Annotated in this window: 22 protein-coding genes and 1 pseudogene; 4 read left to right on the top strand and 19 right to left on the bottom strand. The window is 61.9% G+C overall.

What is annotated here, in order from left to right; genetic code table 11:
- The 12 genes from ACVWZM_RS07835 to ACVWZM_RS07890 form a co-directional block, all read right to left on the bottom strand.
- Entirely contained in the window at positions 1–264 is a 264-nt protein-coding gene (locus ACVWZM_RS07835) for a VirB3 family type IV secretion system protein (protein WP_253624253.1), read from the bottom strand.
- Entirely contained in the window at positions 264–587 is a 324-nt protein-coding gene (locus tag ACVWZM_RS07840; RefSeq protein ID WP_050387944.1) for a TrbC/VirB2 family protein, read from the bottom strand. Before ACVWZM_RS07840 ends, ACVWZM_RS07835 begins: the two co-directional genes overlap by 1 nt.
- A 1-nt stretch (position 588) precedes the next feature.
- Complete coding sequence (gene trbB, locus ACVWZM_RS07845) at positions 589–1551, bottom strand: P-type conjugative transfer ATPase TrbB (RefSeq protein ID WP_456852386.1); 963 nt, start codon at positions 1549–1551, stop codon at positions 589–591.
- 180 nt (positions 1552–1731) lie between these two features.
- Positions 1732–3066, bottom strand: coding sequence for an MFS transporter (locus tag ACVWZM_RS07850; RefSeq protein WP_456852388.1), 1335 nt, complete (start codon positions 3064–3066; stop codon positions 1732–1734).
- A 135-nt stretch (positions 3067–3201) separates the two neighbouring features.
- Positions 3202–3627: a ribbon-helix-helix domain-containing protein gene (locus ACVWZM_RS07855; RefSeq protein WP_456852390.1), complete on the bottom strand. Its 426-nt coding sequence runs from the start codon at positions 3625–3627 to the stop codon at positions 3202–3204.
- Between the two features lie 6 nt (positions 3628–3633).
- Positions 3634–5619: a conjugal transfer protein TraG gene (locus ACVWZM_RS07860; protein WP_456852392.1), complete on the bottom strand. Its 1986-nt coding sequence runs from the start codon at positions 5617–5619 to the stop codon at positions 3634–3636.
- A gap of 36 nt (positions 5620–5655) precedes the next feature.
- Positions 5656–7419, bottom strand: coding sequence for a relaxase/mobilization nuclease domain-containing protein (locus ACVWZM_RS07865; protein ID WP_456852394.1), 1764 nt, complete (start codon positions 7417–7419; stop codon positions 5656–5658).
- 519 nt (positions 7420–7938) lie between these two features.
- Positions 7939–8370: a transposase gene (locus ACVWZM_RS07870; protein ID WP_456852396.1), complete on the bottom strand. Its 432-nt coding sequence runs from the start codon at positions 8368–8370 to the stop codon at positions 7939–7941.
- Positions 8370–8756, bottom strand: coding sequence for a hypothetical protein (locus ACVWZM_RS07875; RefSeq protein ID WP_456852398.1), 387 nt, complete (start codon positions 8754–8756; stop codon positions 8370–8372). The genes ACVWZM_RS07870 and ACVWZM_RS07875 overlap by 1 nt, the downstream gene beginning before the upstream one ends.
- A gap of 343 nt (positions 8757–9099) precedes the next feature.
- Positions 9100–9789, bottom strand: a complete 690-nt coding sequence (locus ACVWZM_RS07880; RefSeq protein WP_456852400.1) for a lytic transglycosylase domain-containing protein — start codon at positions 9787–9789, stop codon at positions 9100–9102.
- Between the two features lie 197 nt (positions 9790–9986).
- Positions 9987–10499, bottom strand: coding sequence for a S26 family signal peptidase (locus ACVWZM_RS07885; RefSeq protein WP_456852402.1), 513 nt, complete (start codon positions 10497–10499; stop codon positions 9987–9989).
- Positions 10496–10960, bottom strand: coding sequence for a DUF2840 domain-containing protein (locus tag ACVWZM_RS07890; RefSeq protein ID WP_253624263.1), 465 nt, complete (start codon positions 10958–10960; stop codon positions 10496–10498). Before ACVWZM_RS07890 ends, ACVWZM_RS07885 begins: the two co-directional genes overlap by 4 nt.
- Before the next feature lie 278 nt (positions 10961–11238).
- Here ACVWZM_RS07890 and ACVWZM_RS07895 point away from each other — a divergent pair, with 278 nt between their 5' ends.
- On the top strand, positions 11239–11475 hold the full coding sequence (locus ACVWZM_RS07895) for a transposase (protein WP_456852404.1): 237 nt from the start codon (positions 11239–11241) through the stop codon (positions 11473–11475).
- A gap of 75 nt (positions 11476–11550) precedes the next feature.
- On the opposite strand, the gene ACVWZM_RS07900 is transcribed toward ACVWZM_RS07895, so the two are convergent.
- Positions 11551–11826, bottom strand: a complete 276-nt coding sequence (locus ACVWZM_RS07900) for a helix-turn-helix transcriptional regulator (protein WP_456815708.1) — start codon at positions 11824–11826, stop codon at positions 11551–11553.
- A gap of 822 nt (positions 11827–12648) precedes the next feature.
- Between ACVWZM_RS07900 and ACVWZM_RS07905 the strand changes: the two genes are divergently transcribed.
- Positions 12649–12984, top strand: coding sequence for a helix-turn-helix domain-containing protein (locus tag ACVWZM_RS07905; protein WP_253624266.1), 336 nt, complete (start codon positions 12649–12651; stop codon positions 12982–12984).
- Positions 12977–14224, top strand: coding sequence for a type II toxin-antitoxin system HipA family toxin (locus ACVWZM_RS07910; RefSeq protein WP_253640521.1), 1248 nt, complete (start codon positions 12977–12979; stop codon positions 14222–14224). Before ACVWZM_RS07905 ends, ACVWZM_RS07910 begins: the two co-directional genes overlap by 8 nt.
- 400 nt (positions 14225–14624) lie before the next feature.
- Here the strand turns inward: ACVWZM_RS07910 and ACVWZM_RS07915 are convergent, their stop codons facing one another.
- Positions 14625–14948 carry a DUF736 domain-containing protein gene (locus ACVWZM_RS07915; protein ID WP_456852406.1) on the bottom strand — a complete coding sequence of 108 codons (324 nt, stop codon included), beginning with the start codon at positions 14946–14948 and terminating at the stop codon, positions 14625–14627.
- Between the two features lie 1521 nt (positions 14949–16469).
- On the opposite strand from ACVWZM_RS07915, the gene ACVWZM_RS07920 reads away from it, so the two are divergent.
- On the top strand, positions 16470–17795 hold the full coding sequence (locus tag ACVWZM_RS07920) for a DUF3422 family protein (protein WP_456852408.1): 1326 nt from the start codon (positions 16470–16472) through the stop codon (positions 17793–17795).
- A gap of 137 nt (positions 17796–17932) precedes the next feature.
- Here ACVWZM_RS07920 and ACVWZM_RS07925 read toward each other — a convergent pair whose 3' ends face one another.
- The 5 genes and pseudogenes from ACVWZM_RS07925 to ACVWZM_RS07945 all read right to left on the bottom strand — a co-directional run bounded on the left by ACVWZM_RS07925 (position 17933) and on the right by ACVWZM_RS07945 (position 24794).
- Positions 17933–18256, bottom strand: coding sequence for a DUF736 domain-containing protein (locus tag ACVWZM_RS07925; protein ID WP_253624270.1), 324 nt, complete (start codon positions 18254–18256; stop codon positions 17933–17935).
- Positions 18257–19195: 939 nt separating this feature from the next.
- Entirely contained in the window at positions 19196–20119 is a 924-nt protein-coding gene (locus ACVWZM_RS07930; RefSeq protein WP_456852410.1) for a DUF2493 domain-containing protein, read from the bottom strand.
- Between the two features lie 376 nt (positions 20120–20495).
- Positions 20496–21559 (bottom strand): annotated as a pseudogene (locus ACVWZM_RS07935) (DUF7146 domain-containing protein).
- A gap of 594 nt (positions 21560–22153) precedes the next feature.
- Positions 22154–23347: a DUF932 domain-containing protein gene (locus ACVWZM_RS07940; RefSeq protein WP_456852412.1), complete on the bottom strand. Its 1194-nt coding sequence runs from the start codon at positions 23345–23347 to the stop codon at positions 22154–22156.
- Positions 23348–23600: 253 nt separating this feature from the next.
- Positions 23601–24794, bottom strand: coding sequence for a hypothetical protein (locus tag ACVWZM_RS07945; RefSeq protein ID WP_456852414.1), 1194 nt, complete (start codon positions 24792–24794; stop codon positions 23601–23603).
- Between the last annotated feature and the right edge of the window lie 259 nt (positions 24795–25053).

Raw genomic sequence — 25053 nt, forward strand, 5'->3', positions numbered from 1 at the left:
TCAGAGGTTGAGATGACCGGGAATGCGCAGATGTCGGCGCACCACATCGACAAAGGCGGGATCGCGCTTGGCGGCCCAGACGGCGGCCATGTGGCCGATGAACCAGAGAACAAGACCCGCGATCCAGAGCCGCAATCCCAGCCCAAGGGCTGCCGCAAGCGTGCCGTTGACAATCGCAACCGACCGCGGCGCGCCGCCCATCAGGATTGGCTCGGTGAGCGCACGGTGAACGGGCACGACAAAGCCTGTAACCTGATCACCCATCAGATCACCACGCCGCCGCCGAAGGAGAAGAACGACAGGAAGAAGCTCGAGGCGGCAAACGCGATCGACAGACCGAACACGATCTGGATCAGCCTGCGGAAACCACCTGACGAATCCCCGAACGCGAGTGTGAGCCCGGTCACGACGATGATGATGACGGCGATGATCTTGGCGACCGGACCTTCAACCGACTGCAAGATCTGATTGAGTGGCTGCTCCCACGGCATGTTCGAGCCAGCCGCCCACACTGGTGCTGACGTCAAAAGCACCGCGCCGAAGGCGACCAGCGATGCACCTCGAAGAAAGCGAAATTGCTGACGCATGTCAGTCTCCTGCTGATGAAAGGTTGTAGTCACCGGCGGCCCCAAGGCCCGTGACTATGGTGAGTTCAGCGAGGCGACGATCACCGCCGCGACCCGCAAGCACAGCAACGAGATTGATGGTCTCCGCGATCAGGGCGCGCGGAACCGTGATGACCGCTTCCTGGATGAGTTGCTCGAGCCGCCGCAGCGCGCCGACCGCGCTGCCCGCATGGATAGTCCCGATGCCACCGGGGTGACCGGTGCCCCAGGCCTTGAGCAGGTCGAGCGCTTCGGCACCGCGAACCTCGCCAACCGGAATGCGATCCGGACGTAATCGCAGCGATGAGCGAACCAGGTCGGAAAGCGTGGCCACGCCATCTTTGGTCCGCAAAGCTACAAGATTGGGCGCCTTACACTGGAGTTCGCGCGTATCTTCGATCAGCACGACCCGATCGGAGCTCTTCGCGACCTCGGCCAGGAGTGCGTTCGTCAAGGTTGTCTTGCCGGTCGATGTCCCGCCGGCGACGAGGATGTTCCTCCGTGCGGAGACCGCGTCCTTCAGGGTCCTGGCCTGCTCCGAGGTCATGATCCCCCTGGCGACGTAGTCGTCGAGTGTAAACACGGCCACGGCCGGTTTGCGGATAGCAAAGGCCGGTGCCGCAACGACCGGAGGCAACAGGCCTTCGAAGCGCTCACCGGTCCCAGGCAATTCGGCCGAGACCCGCGGCGAGCCGGCATGCACCTCCGCACCTACGTGGTGCGCTACCAGACGAACAATGCGCTCGCCGTCCGCCGCCGACAGAGTTTCACCTGTGTCGATCAGGCCATTCGACAACCGGTCGATCCACAACCGCCCATCTGGATTGAGCATCACCTCGATGATCGCATCGTCTTCGAGGTAGCCGGCAATCGCAGAGCCAAGCGCGCTGCGCAGCATTCGCGCGCCGCGCGAACTCGCTTCCGATTGAATGGAATGGATTGCCATCGTTCGTCCCCCGAATGAGGACGCCCAAAGAGCACCCTCAGATGGGGATGATTAGAAAAGGCACCAATGCACCTGGCGCAACAAGCGCTTTCGGTGATCGTAGGCTGGCGTAGAAAAAGGAAGAGTGCGAACTGGCATTTGACGGCTACTTAATCGTATCCGTTCGTCTTGAGTTGTTGCTCACCACTCCGCATCGTCATCCGCGGGCATGAGGATGACCGAATCCTCATACAGCCCAACTGACCCGACAGCGTAGGTAACATCCGCCTGCTTGAAGACGAGGATTGAACTTATCCACGAAGCGATGGATCGGCGCCAGGGCACCGCGAACCAGACCAACGTCGCGATCTGCAGTGCTACGTTGAGACCGAACGCGACTTGATAAGCTTGGACGGACCTATGGCCATCATTCATGGACCATTGTTCCAGGACCAGACCTGTCGCGTATTGGGCCAGAAATGCCCAAACAAAATGCAAGACGTTCAACGCCCCATTGGCGCGACCGGCAAGTTCCGGCGGATAGTAATCCGCTATCACCGCGAAGCTGACCACGGTTGCCGTTCCGACGATCGCGACGACGGACCAGGGCAAGATGGACGGCAAAGGCACGCGCAGGATCAACGCTAACTCCGCTGTGATAAACAGTATTGCGACCATCGCTAATATTGTCTCGGCCCCGAGACTTCTTCGTTTAATGTAATGAACAATCGTACCGAACAACCAGGCCCCGCCGCTAAGTATGATCGACATCATGAACAGCTGTCCTACGAGGCCCGCACGATCGAGACCTTCCACGTCCATCAGCCATGGTGAGGCCCACAATCCCTGCAGAGACCAGGCCGAACCAACGCACGACGCCGACAGCGGGGCAATACGCCAGAAGCGTTTATCGCCGAAAACCGCGCTAAGGTTGGCGGACATTGACGGGGTCGAAGGGACAATAGCTCGCTCGGGAACCACGACATAGATGAGCATGGCCGTCGCAGCGGTCGCAGCCGCCAAGATTTCAAAGAGTTGGCGCCAGCCCATCCAGGCGAGTAGATACTCGGCGGGAGCCGTGGCGGTTACCGCCCCCAGTGATCCGAGCATCACCATGTAGCCATTAAGCAGGGCCGATCGTTCTCTGGGGAACCAAAGGACTATGGATTTTAGGCCCGCCGTCAAAGCCGCTGCCACGCCCAGCCCAATCATCGCGCGTGCGATCAAGAATGACAGGAAACCCGTGGATACCGCGAACAATCCAGCGCCCACTGCTGCGAGCACGAGCAGCGCACTCTGGACGCGACGCGGACCAAACCGGTCCAGCAAAATGCCAACTGGGATCTGGACCGCCGCGAGAACAAGGAAATAGACCGACGTAAGCAGCCCGAGGTCGGCGGTCCCAAGCCCGGTATCCGAGCTGAGACGACCGGCAATCAAGGCGTTGATCGTTCGAAACAGATACGAAAGATAGTATCCAGCAGCAAACGGGAAAAATACGCGCGCCGTAAGACGCCATGCCCCTAGAATTTGCATGCTGGCCCTTCTTGCTCCTCAGCTCATTCGAGCCGATAGCGCGTCCAGCTTTTTAAGGGCTTGGCTAAATTGCTGCGATCGTGGGCTGGCGTAGAAAAAGAAGGACCGCCGAAATGGTCTATGTACACGGTTCAATCAGGTTTGCTCGGCCGGGTTCTGACGGCGGATATCTTCTGGAATCTCGCGTAGAAAGCTTTGCCCCTTTTGCAAGCGACGCCCGAGCGCCTCGACGAATCCTTCAAAGCGTTCCCTACCCTTTGCCTGCGCGGCCGCCTGCGCATCGTTGGGTAGCGGCGGCGTGATGGTCAGCCAGAAACGGATGAAGAGGGCCAAGGTCTCGGCCGTCAAACCAACGTCACGCTCCAATCGCTGCATCTGACGGGACAACCGGTCGAGGCGACGGGTAAACGCTGCCTCCCGCCTGTCCGCGCCGTCCGGTGACAGAAATGAAGCGACGGCCGCTTCCACGATCGCAGACCGGGAAAGCTTCTTGCGATCGGCGAGCTCCGAGATCTGTTTCAGAAGCTCTGGCGGGAAATAGACATTCATCCGGTCGCGCATATCGCCTCAGAGCTCCATACCGTCATTCGGGTCCATGGCGACCTGACGGGCGACGCCGCGCATCTGTTGGCGCATGAGCCGGGACTGGCGGGCCGCATCCTCATCATCGTCAAGAACCGCGGCAAATTCCTCCGCCGGGGTCGGCTCGCTCGTCTCCTTGGCGATCGCAACGTGATCGGGGAGTTCGGGCTCACGACGGAGACCGCTGTTCTCCGTGTCTTCCTTTCCTTGCCCCCTGTCGATTGGAGGCGGTGCCGGCTTCAGCGTTCCAAGCGTCGACCATCCGTCCGTTCGCGAAGATCGACCGGATGACGCCGGATCGGGCGGCGGCAAGACCCGCTCAGTAAACCGCGCATCCTCATAATAGCGGACCTTCTTCGCCCGGATCGGCGGCGTGCCCGCTACCATGACGATCTCGTCCATCGGCGGAAGCTGCATGACTTCGCCCGGGGTCAAAAGCGGCCTCGCCGTCTCCTGGCGCGAGACCATCAGGTGCCCCAGCCAGGGGTTCAACCTATGACCGGCATAGTTTTTCATGGCCCTCATCTCGGTCGCGGTACCGAGCGCGTCGGACACACGCTTGGCGGTCCGCTCGTCGTTGGTCGCGAAGCTGACGCGGACGTGGCAATTGTCGAGAATCGCGTTGTTCGGCCCATAGGCCTTCTCGATCTGATTGAGCGACTGCGCGATCAAGAAACTCTTGATGCCGTACCCCGCCATGAAGGCAAGCGCGGACTCGAAGAAATCAAGCCGACCCAGCGCCGGGAACTCGTCGAGCATCATCAGAACTCGATGCCGCCGGTCACGGGCGTGCAAATCCTCGGTCAGGCGCCGACCGATCTGGTTCAGCACCAGGCGGATCAGTGGCTTGGTCCGCGAGATATCGGAGGGCGGCACCACGAGGTAGAGCGTCGTTGGGCCGCAATCTGAGATCAGATCGACGATCCGCCAGTCGCACCGGCAGGTCACGTGGGCCACCACGGGGTCGCGGTAGAGCCCGAGAAACGACATTGCGGTGGACAGAACGCCGGAACGTTCGTTCTCGGATTTGTTGAGGAGTTCGCGCGCGGTCGAGGCGACGACCGGATGAGCACCTTGCTCGCCGAGGTGCGGCGTGGTCATCATCGCCCTCAGAGTCGCCTCGATCGGCCGCTTCGGGTCGGACAGGAAGGCGGCAACGCCAGCCAAGGTCTTGTCCGACTCGGCATAGAGGACATGGAGGATGGCGCCGACCAGGAGCGAATGACTGGTCTTCTCCCAATGGTTCCGCTTGTCGAGCGAGCCTTCCGGGTCGACCAGGACGTCGGCGACATTCTGGATGTCGCGAACCTCCCATTCCCCGCGCCGGACCTCGAGCAGCGGATTGTAGGCTGAGGACTTTGGGTTGGTCGGGTCGAACAACAGGACGCGGCCATGCTGCGAGCGAAAGCCCGCGGTCAGTTGCCAGTTCTCCCCCTTGATGTCGTGAACGATGGCCGAGCCGGGCCAAGCCAGCAGGGATGGGACGACAAGACCGACGCCTTTGCCAGACCGGGTGGGCGCAAAACACAAGACGTGCTCTGGTCCGTCATGCCGGAGGTAATCGCGGTCGAGTTTACCGAGCACCACACCATCCGGACCGAGAAGTCCGGCCGCTCGAACCTCTTCCGGATCAGCCCAGCGCGCCGAACCATAGGTCTCGACATTCTTGGCTTCACGCGCGCGCCACACCGACATGCCGATCGCCACCGCGATCGACACGAAGGTCCCTGACGCTGCGATGAAGGCTCCCTCGACAAAAACCTGTGGCGCGTAGGCGTCATAGACGAACCACCACCAGAAGAAGATCGGCGGGTAGTAGATCTTGAAGCCCAACAGCTCGAACCAGGGTCGCCCAAGCTCCGGTTGCCAGGCAAGTCGCCAAGCCGTCCACTCGGTTGCTCCCCATATGGCCAGCAAGACGATCAGACCGACCACGATCACCTGCCCCCAAAGGATTTTGGTTCCGGACATCCCGACGACCCTTCCGCAACTGGATTGGTGAGATTGCTAGAGACCGAGGTCGCGCTTCCGACCAAAGCCCCATTCGATGCCACCGCCGTCCTTCACGACACCGGTGACGTGTTGGCCGAGTCTCCTTTCGAGTTCGCGCGACCAGGGCACGAGTTGGAAGCCGAGCCCATTATCGATCATGGCGAAGCGTCCCGAGGCGAGCGTCAGCCGCTGGCGATACGTGCCCGCCACATGCTCCCCGGAGGCAGCGTTCACGTGAGGCAGGCGAGTGTCGGCCGAAACCTTTGCTGCCACTTCGTCCAGCTCGCGCCAGCGCAACGTGTTCAGGAGGTCGCGCTGCAGGATGACGCGTTGGCCCTGCCGCCGCGCCAGGCCCTCCTGAACCAGATGCTCGGTACGGGCTTCCATGGCGTCGCCGGTCTCGCGGCCGAAACCGCCCATGGCGAGCGGCATGGGGTCGCGTTCAACCAGCCGGTGGTCGAGCCAGGTTGCCCCTCGTGCCGTGATCTGGCTACCAAGATCGAGATCGGAACGGATCGCCAGCACTATGGTCGGCCACCGATCGCCGGCTTGACCGAAGCGTCTGACCTCAACGATGCCGCCGATCGGCGGTGCGTGGTCGAAAGCTTCGAGTCCTCGGAAGCGCACGTGGTGAGCGCGTCCATCTGTTCCGTCGATCAGGGCGTAGGCCTCGCCGGTCAGTTCGTCATGCAATCCACGGTCGATCAGTCGTCCGATAATCTGGGACATCGGCTGTCCACCCTCGATGACGAAGTCGGCAACGCCGCGCGCTTCCCCACGCTCGGTAAAGGCGCGGTGCATGGTCTTGATGATGTCGCCACGCATGCCGAGGTCGCGCAAGCTCCGCTCGGCCTCGAGGCCTACCATCCATTCCCCTGGTGCGGCGGATGCGGCGAGCCCCATCTTCTCCAGGTGCTGAAGGCGACCGACCATCAGGCGCCGGATCTCGGGATCGGACCTGCCGGGATTCTCTGGGCGAAGGTCGATAGTGCCGGTCTCGTCGGCCGCCAGCCGGATCTCCCGATCGAGCCGCGTCCATCGTTCCGCCGTGACTTCCCTTTCCAGCGAATTGCGGATTTCGTGCTCCGGTTTTGGACCCAATTCGAAGGCGACCAGTTCCTCGGCGCGGGAGCGCAGGCCTTGGCTGATGTAGTCGCGGGAGATCACGAGATCCGCCCCCTCCACATCTACTCCCCGAACGAGAAGGTGGACGTGAGGGTTGTCGGTGTTCCAATGATCGACAGCAACCCAATCGAGCCGCGTGCCGAGATCGGTCTCCATCTGCTTGGCGAGATCCCGGGTGAAGGCCTTCAGGTCGGTCATCTCGCCGGCGTCCTCGGGAGAGACGATGAACCTGAAATGATGCCGGTCGTCCTTGCACCGTTCTGCGAAAGCCAGGCCATCAGCACGGTTGCTGCCGGCATCAAACATCTCGGCCCGCTCACCACTCCGGGTCACGCCGTCGCGCTTCAGATACGAGAGGTGGGCGGTCAGTGGTGCTGAGCGGAAAGCTCGCCCTTTGTGCCGGACCACGCGCGCTTTCAGCACAACGCGCCGCGTCGAGCTGAACAATCTTGCGCGGCTAAAGGCGAAGCGTCCACGGCCAAACGTCGAGCGCCCATGAGCCGCCGAACGCCTGCCGGCGACGGTCTGACCCGAGGTATGTCCGGCTTTCTTCGCCGCCCGCAGCACCTGGTTGATGAAGCTCTTGGGCTTCGGCGCGCGTGTACTGCGGATGCGCCCAGGCCGAATTCGCAGGTCGCTATCGCCTGCGGTCATGACCGGGCCTCGAAGAACGCAGCGAGACCTAGAGTGCCGAAAACATGTTTGAATGTTCTGGGGAAAGTCTTAGGCGCGGCACGCACCCCGACCGACTGGCACGCCGGAACCCAAGCCATGTCAATGGCTTGTGGTTCGACCGGTGAGCCCCTTTTATCTCGCCTTCCTAATCGGGCGTTCAAAGTCAACTCATTCCTACGCCTTTTTTCGACTCGTCGCACTTCAACCATGACGGACTCCCTGCATCGACAACGCACAAACGTCACCACACCGCGCTTGCGGTTGCATTCACCAGGCGGGGTCCATGCGTTCCTTCGCGTTCAGCACTAGGCCGTCGCATGCTCTTCATCAGATTCGTAAACAGGGCTGTCCAAGCAGTCCGGCGCTCTCGCCCTCGAAGGGCGGCAGCAGGCAAGAGATAGCGGACATTCCCCGTTTCGCGCACCCGCCAGGGGACGCTCACCGCACGCGGATCTCTAATTTCGTTCCTCCCTCAACATGCCGGGCGCAAACCCAGCGCTAATCCGTCGTCGCCCGCACCGCGGCTACCGTGCAGGTTTCAACCGCAGCCGCTGCGTGACTTTGGCGCCAAAACCAACGTGGAAATCGGTCTCGCTGCCCCACATTCGGTGCAGAATGCTTGCGGAGCTTGCGCGCGACGGCGGTGATCGCGCACAGCATGCTCGACCGTTTGGCGATCCGCAGGCCCCACGCTCGCGGTGCCGACCATGTCCTGACCCGCAGCAGCAGGCTTGCGGCCGGCTCGCGCACTGCGACGTCACCCAGTTTGCTGATGCGCCCTTCGTAATCGATCGACGTGCCGGACTGTTGCCGCCTCGGCGCCAAACCAAAATGCTCACCTGCCGTTCGCGATCTGGCAAAGCGCCAAGGATCATCGACGCCGACCTTGTACGACAGGGCAGCAACGGGACCGACGCCGGGAACCGTCATCAGGCGCCCCGCCACACATCATCACGCTGGACGACCTGGAGCAGCACACAGTGCAGCCAATCGTACCCCTCTAGGATGGCGCGACGCACATCCAACATGGCCTCGATGGTGATTACGAAGATCGGATCGGTGCGCTCGATCAGCTCGCGGACGCGCGCCTCAAAGGCGCCACGGGCAATCGCTCCAACGAGCAAAGCATAGGCCCGCAGCGCACCACGAATGTGGTTCTCGAGGTCGCTTAGTTTGCGCTTGAGCAGCCTTTGGCTGGTCAGCAGCGTGCACATCTTCTGCATGTCGATGTTCTTGACATGAACGGCGCGATACCAGTCCGACCGCATCATCCGCCCGATGCCGCGCGCGTCATTCCGGTCGGTCTTATTCCGCATTGTCGACAAGCTGCTCTCCGAAGCCGTTGCGGTACTTCGCGAGTTGGTCTCACGCGCGCAAGACACCACGAACGAGTCGTACGATGACCGCCATTCGGTTGATACTTGGAAGAGCGAGGAATGCCGCGCCGCGATAGAGCGCGCCGAAGCAGTGATTGCGAAGGCGGTAGCTGCCATGGCAGGGCCCCGCACAGAGTAGGAGTTCGCCGAGTCGACGCATTGCCGGCCGAGGCCGCTAGTCTCGTCAAGACATGACGTCATGTGCAGCCCCCGGACGCACATGTCGTGCCTGCCCATTGCTCTCGCTCCTCCACCGATTGCTTGCTGAAGCGAGCCATTGTGGTCATCGTAATGCCCTCGCGTCCGATCGAGCTACAAAAACGCCAGTACGCCTGGGGGCCATCTGCGTAACATCGCGCGGCGAGATTGCGATCGTTGCGTAGCGCGAGAGCATGAGCGCTGTCGGCCTACTTCGCGCTTCCATCTGGTCAGTTCGCTCAACGAACAGCGTCGCGGCTGCTGATGACCTCCAGCTCGCGGTACACGACGGTGGCGGTTGGATGCCAAGCAAATTTGCAAGCTTTGCCACATATGCTCGCGTCTCGTCAGGTAAAGCTGCTCCCGCGAGATGTTCTTCGTAGCGAGTTGGTCCCGCGTTGTACGCAGCAAAGGCACCACGCGAACCGTAGCGGTCGAGCAATTCACGGAGATACGCCGTGCCGGCCAGAATGTTGTCACGCGGATCGTACGGATCGTTCCCTAGATCATAGCGTTGGCGCAGTTCCGCCCAAGTTGACGGCATGACCTGCATCAGTCCCATTGCGCCCTTGGGCGACTTGGCGTGCATGTCTCCAGCAGTTTCGATGCTCAAAACCGAGCATATCCACCGGGCCGGGATCGCAAAGCGTTGTGAGGCTTCTTCGATGAAGGCCGAAAGCGTGTGGGTGGTTCGACAGATCGCTGGGAGCGCAGCGGACCCGTTTTGGGCCAGAGCGGTCGTGTCAGATGCGGTCAGAGCAAGCAGCAGCGACACGACCACCCAAACAGGTACACCTGACCGAGCCAAGCCTGCCGTCGTGCTCGCGCCCGTGCAGCGTAAAGCCGCTTCGCGCCGATCATTTGGACCACCGCTGGGCGCGTGAGGCTTGCCAGCGTTGGCTGGGACGGAGGAACGGTCCCGCAACCAATTTAACCGAGGAATGGCGGGATGAACACGTAGAACACGCACGGTTACTCCTCCCAGGTCCAGACCGGGAGCGCACCGCCGATCACCGCCGACGCCGGAAGAAATCCAAAATATCGGCCGTCCATGGAGTCGTCCGACTGCCAATTCATGAGAAAGAGCTCGCCGTCGCCGACGACGCGGCAGCCCTGCCATTTGGGCAGCGGCCGGCCGCGTCCGTCGCGATCCTTCGCCTCGCCCACCGCAACATCATCCACCAAAATCGTCCGTCCGCTTCTGCAGACCGTCTGCCCGGGCAATGCCAAGATCCGCTTAAGCATGGGGACGCCGACCGGCAGATAGCCGTTCAAATCGAGGAGGGTCGCAAGCGGCTCCGGCGGCTGAACGGCGACCAGCTCGGTGACATGGAAGCGCTTCGTCGGTCGTAAGCTGTAAAGACCGATTGGCACGCTTGCTGATGCATTCCAAATATAGAGTGGAAGTGGCTCCAGGACGATCGTCGCGATGAGCGCGGCAGCGACCGCAAGCATCGTGGTCAGCGTCATCAGGCGGCTCGTCATCGCATCACTCTGCGACGATGGAGCCAGGCCTGGTGGCGTGTTTTCGTGTATGGACGCGGGTTTTCGTTGACGGACAGACGGTTATGAACATGATGCCAATGATCGGGAGCGACGTCAGCCGGATCGATTCCAAGCGCCTCGACGGCATCAACCATCTGCAACACTCGCTCGACCTTCGGCCAGCCAGAGAGCCGCAGCACGATCTCTCCGCCGGGCCTCACATACGGTACGGTCGAGCAGCGCTGTCCCGGTGCGACAGCGCGCAAGATGTCAATCCGCGACATGATCGTGCCAAAGTCGTTGGATGTCCAACGGACGAAGGCAAAGATGCTACCCGGTGCAAATGATAGGACACGCCGGTGACGATCAAGCTTTCGTTCCTTGACAATACGACCGAACCGAATGCGGTTTTCGATACGCTTCTCGAGCCACAAAACTTCCACTTCCGTGAGATCGTTCATGCCGCCGCTCCCTGACGCTCGAATCGGGAACGATATGCTTTGGGCTGAGCGAACCGCGTGTGTCTCTTCTGAGGGTGAGCAGACCTGGCGGCCTGACGTTGCCAGTCAGTTCCCATGAAAGTTGAGGCCTGGTCCGCCAGAAAGAAGCCCAAGTATTTATGGCTAGCAGCAGTACTGAGCTGTGCCTCCTTGCATGCTGCGCTACGGCGACGATGCCGCGCAACGATTCGCGGCTGGAGCGCACCGCGCATTCCAGCCGTCGGCGACGAAGTCGAACGATGGACTTGCACGCGGGGTTCGACGTGTCGCTGGATCCGAGACGATCTAGAAAGTCGACCAATGTCCAGGCCCATTTCGGATTGGCGCCACGGCGCCATCAATCCGGGCAAACCGGTCGCATCGGAAGCATCACCAAATGCGGCGACGAACTGACGCGGGCGATGCCGCAAAAGGCGGCCATCACGATCCTGACCAGCATTCCCGACAATTTCAAGCCGCGTCTCGGGAGCCCGTAGCTCGCCGGGAAAAGGGGTCTGAAGTGCGCAGCGACACCGGCGGCGGTGCGCTGAGGATTTGCTAACGGACATGGCCTAGCGCCGCTCTTTACCCGCATAGGGAATTGGCGCACGCCGTTTTGCGGGCAGTACGGTGCCGACACCAGGATCCGAGGTCGACTTCTTCTTGCCGAGTTTGGCCCATGCTGTCAGGTCAGCTACTGAATAGACCACGCGTCCGCCAATCTTGTGATACTCGGGACCGGTTCCGTAGGTTCGGTGTTTCTCCAACGTGCGGCCGGACAAACTCAAGAAGCGCGCGGCTTCGGACGTGCGTAAGTAACGCGGCTTATCCGTGTTCGGATCGGACATTTGAATAGCTCCGTCCTCCTTTGGAGCGCGTACGAGGTTCGCCGCGCGTCGACTGCCACGATCGCGGAGTAGAGGTGCTTAGGGGGATGCCGAAGATGATGCGGTGATTTTCGACACCCCCATCGAAGGCGCTCGCCTCAGAAGCCTTGCAATAGCCGGCGATTATCAGGGCGAGGCTCAGCTCCTCGGATGGTCCGATTGCGAGGAACCGTGTCTTGCGCGGCCGGGATGCGTTTTTGCCGAGCAGCGCTCCGGCGATGATTCGATAGACGCTCATCGCAGCAATGAGCGGCGAGCGCTCGGATAACAGCAGCACGTTGCAGAGGGCGAGCTGCCGCTATGGGAGCGTCGGCCGTCTGAGATGTCATGCCGGCGAAGTGGGCCTCGACGCCGGTACACGCTTCTACAATCGCAATTCCTCGTGACGCCGACGTAGCAGTATTCCGCGGCGCGCGACCTGAGATGATCGAGCAATATTTCCGCAGGACCGTGGCACGGTCATGCTCGGAAGCAAGAGTGAGACGCGACGTGCGGCCACACTCAGCTGCTATCTCTTGAATGATCCGCTCGGATCGAGGCCGTGCCCTGGCACCGGCTTGCCAATCGATCGAATCCTTATGGAAGCAGATGGCTCAGTCAGATTGACAGAAATTGCAGCCAGTCCGCCGATGTGAAAGCCAGAGGGAGGGGGGCCGCGGTCGGAACTCAAGGCCGACACCCGCGAATGAGGTAAAATCGAACCTTCGATCATTCGGCTCATCTAGGAAAATTGTGACCTTCGTGCTACATATTCCTTGAATATGAAGCATGAAGACGTCAACAATGCCTACTCCACACAATCCTCCCGCTGCGGTACGGCGCGCGCTGCGCAAGCTTGGGGCGGACATCCATGACGCCCGTCGACGCCGACGGCTGCCGATGGCGGTCGTGGCCGAGCGCGCCTTCACGTCCCGGTCGACCCTGCAAAGGGTCGAAGCTGGTGATACCAGCGTCAGCATCGGCATCTACGCTGGCGTGCTGCAGGCGCTCGGCCTGCTCGACGGCCTGGGTCAGGTCGCCGACATCAGCAACGACAGCGTCGGCCAGGCCCTCGCCAGCGCGCACCTTCCCAAGCACGTCCACCTCAAGCGGCCAACCGGACCATCCCACGATGGCTGACTTCGAGGTGCACATCGATCTGGACAGCCGCACGCGCCCGATAGGGTTGGCGAGGAGCAATCGCGTCAGAGGCGCGGAGACCATCCTCTTCGAGTACGACGCTGCATGGCTTGAGGATCCGGATCGCTTCTCGCTGGAGCCGGCACTTGCGCTGACACGCGGCGCATTCGCTCCTCCTGCCCGACTAGCCATCTTTGGCTCCATTGGCGACTCGGCGCCGGACACCTGGGGCCGCCGTCTCATGCAGCGCGCCGAGCGCCGCCTCGCCGAACACGAGGGCCGTGCCGTCCGCACCCTCGCGGAAAGCGACTACCTGCTAGGCGTCGCCGACGAGAGCCGGCTGGGCGCGCTCCGTTTCCGCTGGGTTGGCGACGGTGTTTTCCAGGCGCCGACCCGGGCCGGCGTTCCTGCCCTGATCGAACTCGGCCGGTTGCTCCAAATCACCGAGCGGATTCTCCGGGATGAAGAAACAGATGAGGAACTCCAACTCATCTTTGCCCCCGGCTCTTCGCTCGGCGGCGGGCGTCCGAAGGCCTCAGTCATTGACCAGCATGGTCGCCTCTCGATCGCCAAATTCCCGAAGGAGACCGACGACTATAGCATGGAGACCTGGGAAGAGATCGCGCTGCGGCTCGCTGGCCAGGCAGGTATCGCCACTCCGCAGCACGAGCTGATCGACGTCGGCGGCAAGCCGGTCATGCTGTCGCGGCGCTTCGATCGTGACGGTACGATCCGCATCCCGTTCCTGTCGGCGATGGCGATGATGGGCGCCAAAGACGGAGAGCGCGGCAGCTATCCGGAGATCGTCGATGCCCTTGCTCAACACGGCGCACAAGGGAAAACGGATGCCCATGCCCTTTATCGGCGTGTCGTCTTCAACGTGCTGATCTCCAATGTCGACGATCACCTCCGCAACCACGGTTTCCTGTGGCTGGGAAAGGCAGGATGGTCTCTCTCGCCGGCATACGACCTCAATCCCGTTCCAACTGATCTCAAGGCCCGCGTGTTGTCGACGAACATCGATCTGGACGAGGGCACCTGCTCGCTCGATCTGCTGGAGGCCGCATCGGAGTTCTTCGCACTCACGCTGCCGCAGGCCCGCGCAATTATCAAAGAAGTCGCGAGCGTGACGGCAACCTGGCGCGAAGCCGCCAAGGGGGTCGGCGCCCGCCCGGCCGAAATCAACCGCATGGCCAGCGCCTTCGAGCACGATGATCTAAAACGGTCGCTGGCGCTGTGACGAGAACGTTCCTTCACAGCTTCAAGCCAGCGACAGTGGTCAGATCACCGGCGGCCGACAAAGCTCGAGGCAGCCGACATCAAGCGCTGGTCGCGATCTGCAAGGGCGATGCGGCGACCGCCTCGCTCGAGGCGAGCCGTGTCAGGGACCCTGCAGCCGGCCACGTCATCCCTCGGCTGGGCGCCCTCGCAGCCTGTCTCATGTCAACACGCTGGCGCCGCGTGAGCGCCTCTGGTTCGGGAAAACGGGCCTGATCGTCATTGACGGCGACAATGGCGCCGGCAAACCCGGCTGAGCGCCCGCCACGTCGGCGCGACCGCCGGCGCCAAGCAGATCGCAGGGCCTCTCAGGCCGCCGCGAAGCGCCCCGCGGATCAGCGGGGCGCCAGCACTCGGCTAAGTTACTCGCGGTTCTTGCGCGGCCGCGACCAGAGAAGCGTGTAGCCTTCGCCGCCTTCGTCGTCGAACAAGTTCGCGTAGATCGGTGCATTGAACGAGGGGTCGTCCAGCTTGAGCGATAGGTAATCGCGGCCCTCTTCGGAACGCTTCGACCAGGCTGCGCCGATCTCAACTCGGCCGACATAGACCCGGTGGCTCGGTGCATTCTCGCCGGAGCGGTTGGTTTCGGGGACGATCCGGATGCTCCTGGCCTGGAGCGAGAGGGTGACGATCTCGCCAGTGAACTCGTCGTTGCCGGTCTTCTTGAAGGTGCCGATGGTCGCCATGGTAGTTCTCCTTGATCTGAAGTTTTCCGAGCCCGCACCTTGCGGTCTCGATGGTGATCGACAGGCCGGAGGCGATCGACGGCGCACCCCGAAGGGGCCTGACAGCAAAGGAGCAACTTTCTTGGCTCGCGCGAGGAATGACGGCGCAGCCGGCAGGGGAAGAAAGTTATGACGCCGCTGTTGCGCCATAGGCGGTCGAGGCGCAGCCGTCCTTCGGGCAGATCCATCCATCGAAGAGGCCGTTTCGTGCGCTCGATCCGAACAGAGCTGGCATCAAGGACAACGTGACGAGGCCGAGTCCCGCCGAGAAGCAGGCCAACGAATTCAGTGGTGATTGGCTCTTTGTGCTGCCAGGCGCAGATTTCCGATTCCGCGATCAACGCCTCGGCCCTACGCTCGGGCTCACAATAGTCGCCGGCCGTATCTGTGATCCGCTGCTATTTGGTTGATCGCTCACAACGGTCGCCGCGTATCTATCTCCTGCGGCAATCGGTCAAGCCGCGACGCTTGGGCTGCTCTGAGTGACGTATCAATGACGAGGACGGCGAGAGCTCCAGCTGCGTGATCCAGTCAACCTCACGCGATGTGACGTTATCAGCCCATCACCGAGCACCTTGCCCCGCGGGTCCGGGCGCGGTCACTCGCAGGGCTCGGCATCGACAAATCCAGCCAGAGCGTGGCCGCTCAATGGCAGCGGCCGGGCGAGCGATCACCTTGCCGAAAACACGCAATTCCCTGCGGCCTGTGCCACGTGCGCATTCTGTCGGAATACAAGCGCGCTTCATGTCTGAAACCCGCCCGCGACTGTCTTCGAAAGCCACATTGCGTAAAAACGACGCGGGAGCGCCCCTTCTATAGTGCTGGCCCAAATCCTGCACCGGCTCTCTGCGCCAGGAAGTTTGACGACGGCAACAAGATGGGAGTCGCGTTTGGGCCTCGATCCGTCAATCGACAATGCGGTTGCCGCACCCGAGGTCGTTTGTCCGCACCACGCCGGGAGAACGCAAGACGTTCCTGCTTGCCACGACCTCGCACGGCATCGGTCATGCGACCGGACAACTGCTTTCAGAAGAGGGTCGGCGTATCTTCACTTGCATGCGGCACCCCTTCGGTGGCGGGCGATGTCGGTGGGATTCGGAGACAGACAACCCTGTCCGCGTAACTCCAAGCATTCGTCGGACGGTGCGGCGGGCCATCGTCAAGGCCGCGGAACGGCTTGCTGGCGCACCGCTACACTTATTGAGCCGCGACGCGGGCATTTCGCCATAGACACCGGACCGTACGCGGCAGATGCCGTTGATGGCGTCATTCGAAAGCTGGATGAGGCTGCTCCATGTCAATCTGCCTGGCCTACCCCTCCTCCCGCAAGACCTCTTTCCCGAGTTCGAGGCGGCTTCGGTAATGATCGTCGACATGGCTTGATCAGCAACCTGGCCGTGCGCAACGGTTTCCCGGCACCGCCATTGCCTCCCGCGTCAAGGCTGACGGTTGCCTGCTCACCCTGAAGCAAGGCGTCAATACATGATCGATGAACTGGACCTGCGAACCTTCACGCCACATCCGCAACGCGACGCTGTGCTCGGCGAAGTGCACGCGCGCCCTTTTACGCGCCTGGTTTCGCCCTTCAGCGTGATCCACTTCGCTTTTCTTGCACAGGGCGAGGCGGCCTCAAGCGATCGCTGCCGTTTTATCGATTTTTGCCTCGAGCGTAATCTTGCGCCGCCTGAGCAGTCGGCGAAACTTCATCAGATTGTCATCGGGCCCGCTACGCTACGATGGGAGCAGCATTCGGAATTCACAACATTCACCTGGATCTGGACCAACGCAAATTGTTCTGCCGCAGACCGATTTGACAAGGTTGATGGTACCGTCCGATCGCTGATCCGCGCGTTGCGTCAGACCGGGCAGTTGCTGGTCGCGATCAGGCTAGAGGTCGAGCAGGACGCCTCGCCGACCAGACGGGCCGAACAGATTTTTGACAAGAACAGCCTGGCCATGGTTGCCACAAAGAGCGGCGCAGGCGTAGCGGCCTCAGACTTCCGCGTAGACGAAAAAGGCTTCACGAAAATCCTAGTCTGCGACCTCGGGTTGACGTCGCACGATCTCGGAGCGCTGGTGCAACGACTCCTGGAAATCGAGACCTACCGTCCATTGGCGCTTCTTGGCCTGTCGGCGGCCCTTGAGCTTGCACCATCTGTTGATCGTATCGACCGCCGTCTTGTTGAGGCACTCGAGAAAATGCAAAGCGGTGAAGGGCTGCAGTTCAACAACCATCTGCTTGCCGAGCTGACAGCGCTGGCCGCATCCTTCGAAAGAGGCGCGACCGGCAGCCTGTTTCGCTTCGGCGCCAGCAGGGCCTATAACGAGCTGGTCCAATCGCGACTGTCCATCATTGAAGGCACCGATGTCTCGGGCTATCCAACCTGGTCGTCGTTTCTGGCGCGCCGCATGGCCCCGGCGATGCGAACCTGCGCGACCGTGGAGGATCGTCAGGCGACTCTCTCGGTCAAGCTCGCGCGTGCCGCCGATCTGTTGCGAACTCGGGTCGACGTCGAAATCGAACGACAGAATCGTGACCTGTTGCAGGCCATCAACGAGCGCGCGAGACAGCAACTTCGGCTGCAGTGCACGGTCGAAGGATTGTCGGTCGGGGCGATAGGGTACTATGTGGTCAGCCTGTTTAGCTATCTTGCCAAGGGCGCGCATGATGTCGGACTGCGAGTAGAGCCCTCGTTCCTGACCGCAGCCTTCGTGCCGATCGCGGTCGGCGTCATCTGGCTGGTGAGTTATAATGTCCGAAAGCGACACCTCAAGCACGACGACGCGCCCTCGGTGGCTTGCGACTAGAGCTCCTTGAGGGGATCGGTGCGTCCGTCCGGCGAAGCTCGCGTCGTCGTGCTGCGACGCTGCCGCAAGATCGCGGCCGCCTCCTGCGCAAGGTAATGCCCCGCCCGGACCAGCCGGGCGAGGCATCGTGGATCGGGTCAGTCGCCGTTGCGACGGGTCGGACGGGACCAGATCAGGCTGAAACCCTCACCTTCCTCGTCGGCGAAGAGGTTGGCGAAGATCGGAGCGGTGAAGCTCGGATCGTCGAGCTTGAGGCTCAGATAGTCGCGCCCCTCGTTGGAGCGCTTGGACCAGCCGGCCCCGATCTCGGCCCGGCCCACGTAGATGCGGTGGCTCGGAGCGTTGTCGTTGGAGCGGTTGGTCTCGGCGACGATACGAACGCCCTTGGCTTGCAGGCTCAGGGTGACAATCTCGCCCTGAAAATCGTTGCCCACCTTCTTGAAAGTACCGATGTTAGCCATGTCACTTCTCCTGTTGTGTTTCGAGCCCGCGACCACCGCGGCCTCGATGGCGATCTAAAGGCCGAGGACGATCGGCGACGCACCCCTTGCGGGCCGGAGCGCAGCGGAGGACGCCGTTGTGGCGACTTTCTTGCCTCGCGAGGAATGGGCGAAGCCCAGGGGAAGAAAGTCGCATCAACGGCGTTGCGGCTCAGACGATCGAGGCGGAGCCGGTCTTCGGCCAGATCAAGCCATCCAAGAGGCCACGTGCGTCCGCGGGCTGGATCGCAAGCTCGGGAGACGACTTGGCAAATCTCGGTTGGGCTGCACAAGAGGTTGGAACGACTCGGCGAACAAAGAGAAGCAACCTGCCGCAAAGGGCGGTGTCGTCATGAGAGAACAATCGAGAACGAATCAACGTGCCAAACGACGAGGTGGGCCGGACCGAGATCGGCGCAGCCTGGTCGAAGCGTTCCGAAGAGGGTCGCGATATCTCTCGCTCCAGTCACTTGCCCCCCGTTCAATACGACGATCCCGCGCAACCTTTTCGATGAGGAAGGTGACGAGGGATCATCCTTCGCACGTGGCGGCCATGAGAATGGGTTGAGACTGTTGCTCCACCAGTTCAGGCGGCTCCAGCAGGCGGGTCTTCGCAAGCAGGAACAGTCACCTGCGTCCATGTCGCGCCGCCAACGCAAAACGCGTCAGCAGCCCGATCTGCTGCAAGCGGGAGCACCAGGTGCGACGAAGAGGGCCATGCCGCCACTGACCGCCCGGCAGAACAAGCCAATGCATGATGTGGTAACAACAAGACCAGGCGCGAGCATGGTGGCGGCTTCATCCGGATGGGTGACGATCGCGTCTTGCACCACCATCGCAAGCCGCAATTTCGGATACAAGGCTGGACGCGCCGGGGTGCCAGGCGTCCAGCTCCGCTCGATGGTTTGAAACAGACGGCGCTCATGCGCCGCCGAATTTCCAGACGGGGATGCCGAAACGCCTCGCCTTGTCGGCGAGGTTGTCCTGGATTCCCGAACCCGGAAAATGCATGACGCCGATCGGCAAGAGCTCGAGCATGGCATCATTGCGCTTGAAGGGTGCCGCCTTGGCGTGCTTCGTCCAGTCGGGCTTGAAGGCGATCTGGGGCACCTTGCGGGTCGTCGCCCATTTGGAAGCGATCAGTTCGGCCCCCTTGGGTGAGCCGCCATGGAGGAGGACCATGTCAGGATGCTTGGCGTGGACCTTGTCGAGGCGATCCCAGATGAGGTGGTGGTCGTTGAAGTCGAGCCCGCCGGTGAGTGCGATCTTTGGTCCTGCCGGCAACATGACCTCGGTCTGGGAACGGCGCTTGGCAACGATGAAGTCCCGGGAGTCGATCATGGCTGCCGTGAGCGTGCGGTGGCTCACCAGCGAGCCCGACCGAGGACGCCAGGACGAGCCGGTGTGAACCTCAAATTGCTCCATCGCCTGGTCGCGGAAGAGTTCCAGGCAATTTCGGCGCTCGATCAAGGTGATGCCCTCCGCCGTGAGGCGCTCGAGCTCAACCGATCGCACCTCTGACCCATTCTGCTCCCGCTGGCTCTTGTGCTGCGCTTGTTCATTGTCGTCGAGCTGGCGTTCGATGCGATCGACGGCCCGATGGAACAGATTGACGGTTGACCAGAGGAGTTCGCTGAGATCCGGTTCGAGCCGTGTATTGCTTAGCGCGGCAACCATGGCGTCGAACATATCGACGATGGTAGCGGCGATCATCTGGCTCTCGGGGAGAGGTCTTGGATCTGGCTGATCGTCGAAGGGGCGATAGCCGAAGAGCTGCAATTCGGTGAGGACGTGTTCGGTCGGAGACGGGGCGTGCGTCGATTCGATGTCGTCGTGGTCGGTCATCGCAAGAGATCCTTTTGGCGGAGCGGCCGCGCCCATCGCGGCCTTCGTGGCGATCACTCAGACGGCGGGCGGAGCGGGCCAGAACCCGGAGCGGCTTGTCCGCCCAGGCCCGCAGGGCGCGGGCGGTAGCGCAGGGCCGAAGCGGCAGCGGAGGATGGCGAAGACCGGCTATTTTGCTTCGCGATGCAAAGCGCGCTCGCCAAGTCGCGATCATGTCTTCTCATTGCCTGCGCGCGGCGGAAAATAGCCGGACGCAGCCATTGCCGGCCCGGGCCGCTCGCCGTCCGATCGCCCACTAGAAGGCCGAAGGTCGCGTCCTCTCCGCCAATTGAGTTCGGCTATGACCGATCTTTCGCCATCGGTCGAATTACCGCGACTACCCGGCCTCGATCGTGGACGAGCGCAGGAAGCGGGCGGCATCGTCAGGAACAAGTTGAAGCCGCAACGCTGCCCGGAGAGCCTCAAGGCCGAAGATTTGCAGATCTTCATTGAAGTCGCCGAGCCGAGGCGACAGCGAGATCGCTTCGACGCCGGCCTCCTCCGCGCGCGCCGGGTAAGGATGGCCCGTACGGCGTCTCCGGCGGCATCAGCGTCACGGGCGATATAGAGCCGACGCAAGCCAGCCGGCAGCAACATGGCTGAGAGATGATTGGCCGAAAGCGCAGCAGCCATCGGCAAGGTCGGCAGGACGCAGCGCAGCGACAGCATGGTCTCGATGCCCTCGCCGGCAGCAAGCACATCATCCACCAGGCCGAAACGAACAGCGTTACCGAGCAGGTCGCCCATGGCCCGCCGTGGGGTGTCGATGGGAGCCTTGCCGAGCCGGATGCGATCAAAGCCGTCCGGATCGAGCCAGGTGCGATGCACGCCGCAGATCCGGCCATCAAGATTTGTGACGCTGGCTATCATTGCTGGCCATGTCTCCATCGGCAAATGCTCGTCCGGTCGATAATAGCAACGTGGATGGAAGCGCAAGCTGCCGCCATGGTGGATACTGACCATTCCGCGACGCCGCAAATAAGCTTCGACCACCGTACCGTCGATGGGGCTGGACATTGCAAACAGGCGACGGGCGGCTTGCTGCGATCCAGCTCGCGCTGCTGGACTGTCGGCTTTCGGGGCGGGTTGCTGCTCGCAACGAGGTAGCGTTAGAAAGCGTCTTGCCTCCTCGGCCACCTCGCGAAAATCTCGCAAAGCCATACTTTCGCGGATGATGTCGAGCAGGTCCCCATGTTCTCCGGTGGCGGCATCGGTCCACTTTCCGGCGGGCCCCTTCGTCGATTCCTGGAGCCGCACGAACAACGAGCGTCCTGGCGTGTTGCGGACGTCGCCAACCACCCAGTATCGCCCCACCCGCTTGCCATTGGACAGATAGTGTCGACATACGCCCTCGGCCTCGCGTGCGAGGCGGCGTACCAATTCTGAGACATCGAAGACCATCACGCGCCCTCCCGCTCAACGAAACGGCTCAAGACGAGTTTGCTTAAGAGGATGTCGCGCGACGGCGACGGCTTGATCTTCCAAACGGCGCTTGCCATGTCAGCTTCTCCGAACCGGGCGGCCGGGAGCCTCTCTCTCGGCCTCCAACCCGTTTGCGGACAAGCCTGTCAGGCTCTCGCTCTGGCTTTCGGCGGCAAATGGCGTTCGTTGGCGGCTGCCGCGCTATCGGAAAAACCAGGTCGCGCCATTCAAATCCCGGATCGGATGACACTCAAAATGGCCGGCGGCGATACCAGAGGCCGTTATGTTGACGGCCCCTGAGCCAATACGCTTGCGTGGACGCGAAGCCGAACGCGCGAAGGCGGTTCGTGGCGGCAATTGTATGAGTCAGCCGATCGTGTTGGCGCGAAAAGCCAGATATTCCGGATGTCGTCGTCGCAATCTTACTCGCGGGTCTCAATCCCGCGGGAATCCGAAACCGCCAGGACCTGTCCGCCGCGATGGACATGACGACGAGAAAGCAACGCCCATCACCTGTGAATCGAAAGCGTAGACGTACCAGGCCGGAGACCTGGATCTCCGGCCTGGCTGACATTACGCCGCCCGGTCGAGCAACTTCTTGGCCTTGGCCTCCATGTCCAGGCGGACATCTTGATGCGGCTTGTCACGCGCGACGGCGGTGATGCCCTGCACGAAGTCGAAGATGCTTTCAGGCGGGCGGCCCTCCTCCGCCAGCACTGCGTCTATCACCTTGCCTGTCTCGGCCTTGGAGAAGCCGCGGCGGCGCAAGAACTCGGTGCGATCCTCGTCACTGCGTGCCACGATCCGCTCGCGAGCGGCCTTGATGCCGTTGATGAAAGGCATGGGTGAGGAGTTGGCGAAGTTCGACAGCGCCGGGGCTGCCTCGTGAGCAAAGCGTGCGGCTGCGTATTTGGAATGGCGGATGGTGATCTCCTCGAAATCTTCCACGCCCCACAGATTGCGATTCTGGCAAACCGCACGAAGATAGAAACTCGCCATGCCGAGGGTCTTCGCACCGACTTCCGAGTTCCAACAATAGAAACCTCGGAAATAGAGGTCGGGCGAGCCGTCACGAAGACGACCGGCTTCGATCGGATTCAGGTCATCGACCAGAAAGAGGAAAACGTCCCTGTCTGATGCATACAGGGTCGTCGTGGCCTTGGAAATGTCGACACGGGGATTGTAGATGCCGCTCGACCAGTCGAGCACACCGGGCACCTTCCACCTTGTATCGCCTGTGCCATTGCCGGCAATGCGGTGTACGGCCTCGACCAGCTCGTGGTCGTAGATTCGGCCATAGTCGGGGCCGGTGACGGCGCGAAGCTCGACACGGCTATCCTCGGTCTCGAGCGTTTTGATCTGCTCGAGACGATTGGCGTTCAAGCCATATTGCAGGTTGATGGCTGCGAGTGACGCGGGGAGCTGCCGCAGGTAAGCGGCCGGAGCGCCAACCTGGCTTGCGAGCTGACCGAAGCTCCAATGCGTCGGCGCAACCGGTGTGTCGGAGCCGGGCAACATCAAGGCCAGCCGCTCAGGGTCCGCACGGCTTGCGTTGACATGGATGAGCGCGCTTTCGACCACGCGTGTCCGGCTGCGGTTCGCGCGATCGTGCACCGTGCGCGCCAGTGCGTCGAGGGACAGGTAACGCTCATCCGCCGGGCGAGAAAACCATTCCGAGGACACCCGACCGACGCGCTCGCCGCGACTCACATCCACTCTGTATCCGCCGCTCGCAATGCGGCCGGCATCAACCATCTGCGTATTCATGGCAGCAATCTCCATGACGGGCGCCGGAAGACTCTCCTCCGACCTTCAACCCGTCATGGCCAAGGCCACCCCACTCTGCCTCTCCTTTTTCTTCGGCCGCCGAGGTCCAGGACATTCCGCGCCGCCGCAGCTACCGTCAGGGATGGAAGCCAGAAGGGTGAAAACCCGGCGCAAGCCGGGGTTTCAGCGTGAGCCGACAGCCCGCTCCCGCAGGGAGACGGCAATGAACCCCGGACCTACGGTCCATGGATGCTCACGGCGTGACGATGCCAGATTGCGGCGGCGGAACATACCGATTACGGAAAAGGCGAATGTCCCGTGACCCTCCTGGCCCCCGCACGACTGTATAGGCCACACTATTGATCTCGATGGTCGTCTGTCGCTGGTTCGAACTCGGCAGTAAGCCGTGCTGATGCAACTGAAGAATCAGGGAAGCAGGGGCCGGTTGATCGCGATGGACCCAGTTCGGGCCGACAACAGGGCCGAAGTCCAGATGCCCGGAGTCATTTATAGGACCTGTTGTTGCGCGATCCAGTCGCTGGTGATGGCGTGAAGGCTCGGCGGAAGACGAGGGTCCGGCGGCTTCTTGATTCTGAAAGCCGAGTCCGCGCAACGGACCCACGACAGACGGCCCGGCTTGTTGGCCGCGCTGAATCGCGAATACGTGGGCGACTTCGCGTACCGTTGAGTCGTCGCTGTGTACTCTGTCTCGGGGCGGCACCGGTCGAGTCAACTCGAGGAGGGCGCGCTGGCGACGCAGGTTCTCCTCTGAAGCAGTGAAACCCGCGCTGTCGCTGGTATCATCTCGGCTCTCGATGAAGTTATCGAAAGTGTCGACGGTGTCGTGTCGACGCCGCAGTTCCTGGGCCCCTTGAGGACGCACAGGCTCGACGGGAAATGACGAGGCGGCTTGCTGACCCGGAGTGGTCGGTTCACGGGCGCTATCATGCCGCACAAAGCGAGAATCGACGGGCAACGCAAGCGGCATCCGCTCCGCCGAAGCTCCCTGCCTATTGGCGTCCAACCGCGCAAGGCACCACTGCCGATATTCGTTAATATCCGCCTCGGAGGCAATACCGCCCGAGCTATCTAAAATGCCGTTGCGGTCGACTATCCCCGCAAGGCCGTCAGTGGGGCGGCCCTGCGACGGATTTCGCACAAAGCGAGGACCGTCGCGCAACGCAGACTCACGATAGGCACGATTCAAGCGAGACTCCGGGCGACGTTCCCCTATCGCGGCCAGCACCGCGCGAAACTCCTGCGACATACTGCCCAGGGAATTATCGCCCGCGTTGGATGATCCGACTCTTCTGAGTGCGACTGGTTGCTGGCGAAAATCCGTTGGATCAGCTGATGGAGAGGCTTCCGTCCTCGGGTGCTGGATTTCTTCATCCTCTATGATTGTTGGCATAGCGTGCGTAGACAAAGCTCGCTCGATAGAATCCATACCTAGTCTCCCGTTGAGGACGCCAAAGCCGGCTTTCGGATTGCGGTAGACTGCCGAGCTTATCTTACAGGATGCTGACAAGCTCGACGACAAAAGCGGTGCCTGCCTTGAGACGACTCCAGGCGTGTGAACTTCAAAGCCGCCAGTCGCGCGCGTCTATCTCCCCGACCGGGGCGAATTCAGCAGCGCAGATCTTGGACTCGTCCCTCCGGTCGTGAGCAGTGTTCGACGATACGGACCGTTGTATCGCCACAGGTAA

The organism is Bradyrhizobium sp. USDA 4501, assembly GCF_054062115.1.

What these genes read in the sequence shown, in the direction of transcription:
- ACVWZM_RS07835 (WP_253624253.1), bottom strand. Translation starts at nt 264, where the DNA reads ATGGGTGATCAGGTTACAGGCTTTGTCGTGCCCGTTCACCGTGCGCTC.
- ACVWZM_RS07840 (WP_050387944.1), bottom strand. Translation starts at nt 587, where the DNA reads ATGCGTCAGCAATTTCGCTTTCTTCGAGGTGCATCGCTGGTCGCCTTC.
- trbB (WP_456852386.1), bottom strand. Translation starts at nt 1,551, where the DNA reads ATGGCAATCCATTCCATTCAATCGGAAGCGAGTTCGCGCGGCGCGCGA.
- ACVWZM_RS07850 (WP_456852388.1), bottom strand. Translation starts at nt 3,066, where the DNA reads ATGCAAATTCTAGGGGCATGGCGTCTTACGGCGCGCGTATTTTTCCCG.
- ACVWZM_RS07855 (WP_456852390.1), bottom strand. Translation starts at nt 3,627, where the DNA reads ATGCGCGACCGGATGAATGTCTATTTCCCGCCAGAGCTTCTGAAACAG.
- ACVWZM_RS07860 (WP_456852392.1), bottom strand. Translation starts at nt 5,619, where the DNA reads ATGTCCGGAACCAAAATCCTTTGGGGGCAGGTGATCGTGGTCGGTCTG.
- ACVWZM_RS07865 (WP_456852394.1), bottom strand. Translation starts at nt 7,419, where the DNA reads ATGACCGCAGGCGATAGCGACCTGCGAATTCGGCCTGGGCGCATCCGC.
- ACVWZM_RS07870 (WP_456852396.1), bottom strand. Translation starts at nt 8,370, where the DNA reads ATGACGGTTCCCGGCGTCGGTCCCGTTGCTGCCCTGTCGTACAAGGTC.
- ACVWZM_RS07875 (WP_456852398.1), bottom strand. Translation starts at nt 8,756, where the DNA reads ATGCGGAATAAGACCGACCGGAATGACGCGCGCGGCATCGGGCGGATG.
- ACVWZM_RS07885 (WP_456852402.1), bottom strand. Translation starts at nt 10,499, where the DNA reads ATGACGAGCCGCCTGATGACGCTGACCACGATGCTTGCGGTCGCTGCC.
- ACVWZM_RS07890 (WP_253624263.1), bottom strand. Translation starts at nt 10,960, where the DNA reads ATGAACGATCTCACGGAAGTGGAAGTTTTGTGGCTCGAGAAGCGTATC.
- ACVWZM_RS07895 (WP_456852404.1), top strand. Translation starts at nt 11,239, where the DNA reads ATGGACTTGCACGCGGGGTTCGACGTGTCGCTGGATCCGAGACGATCT.
- ACVWZM_RS07900 (WP_456815708.1), bottom strand. Translation starts at nt 11,826, where the DNA reads ATGTCCGATCCGAACACGGATAAGCCGCGTTACTTACGCACGTCCGAA.
- ACVWZM_RS07905 (WP_253624266.1), top strand. Translation starts at nt 12,649, where the DNA reads ATGCCTACTCCACACAATCCTCCCGCTGCGGTACGGCGCGCGCTGCGC.
- ACVWZM_RS07910 (WP_253640521.1), top strand. Translation starts at nt 12,977, where the DNA reads ATGGCTGACTTCGAGGTGCACATCGATCTGGACAGCCGCACGCGCCCG.
- ACVWZM_RS07915 (WP_456852406.1), bottom strand. Translation starts at nt 14,948, where the DNA reads ATGGCGACCATCGGCACCTTCAAGAAGACCGGCAACGACGAGTTCACT.
- ACVWZM_RS07920 (WP_456852408.1), top strand. Translation starts at nt 16,470, where the DNA reads ATGATCGATGAACTGGACCTGCGAACCTTCACGCCACATCCGCAACGC.
- ACVWZM_RS07925 (WP_253624270.1), bottom strand. Translation starts at nt 18,256, where the DNA reads ATGGCTAACATCGGTACTTTCAAGAAGGTGGGCAACGATTTTCAGGGC.
- ACVWZM_RS07930 (WP_456852410.1), bottom strand. Translation starts at nt 20,119, where the DNA reads ATGACCGACCACGACGACATCGAATCGACGCACGCCCCGTCTCCGACC.
- ACVWZM_RS07940 (WP_456852412.1), bottom strand. Translation starts at nt 23,347, where the DNA reads ATGAATACGCAGATGGTTGATGCCGGCCGCATTGCGAGCGGCGGATAC.
- ACVWZM_RS07945 (WP_456852414.1), bottom strand. Translation starts at nt 24,794, where the DNA reads ATGGATTCTATCGAGCGAGCTTTGTCTACGCACGCTATGCCAACAATC.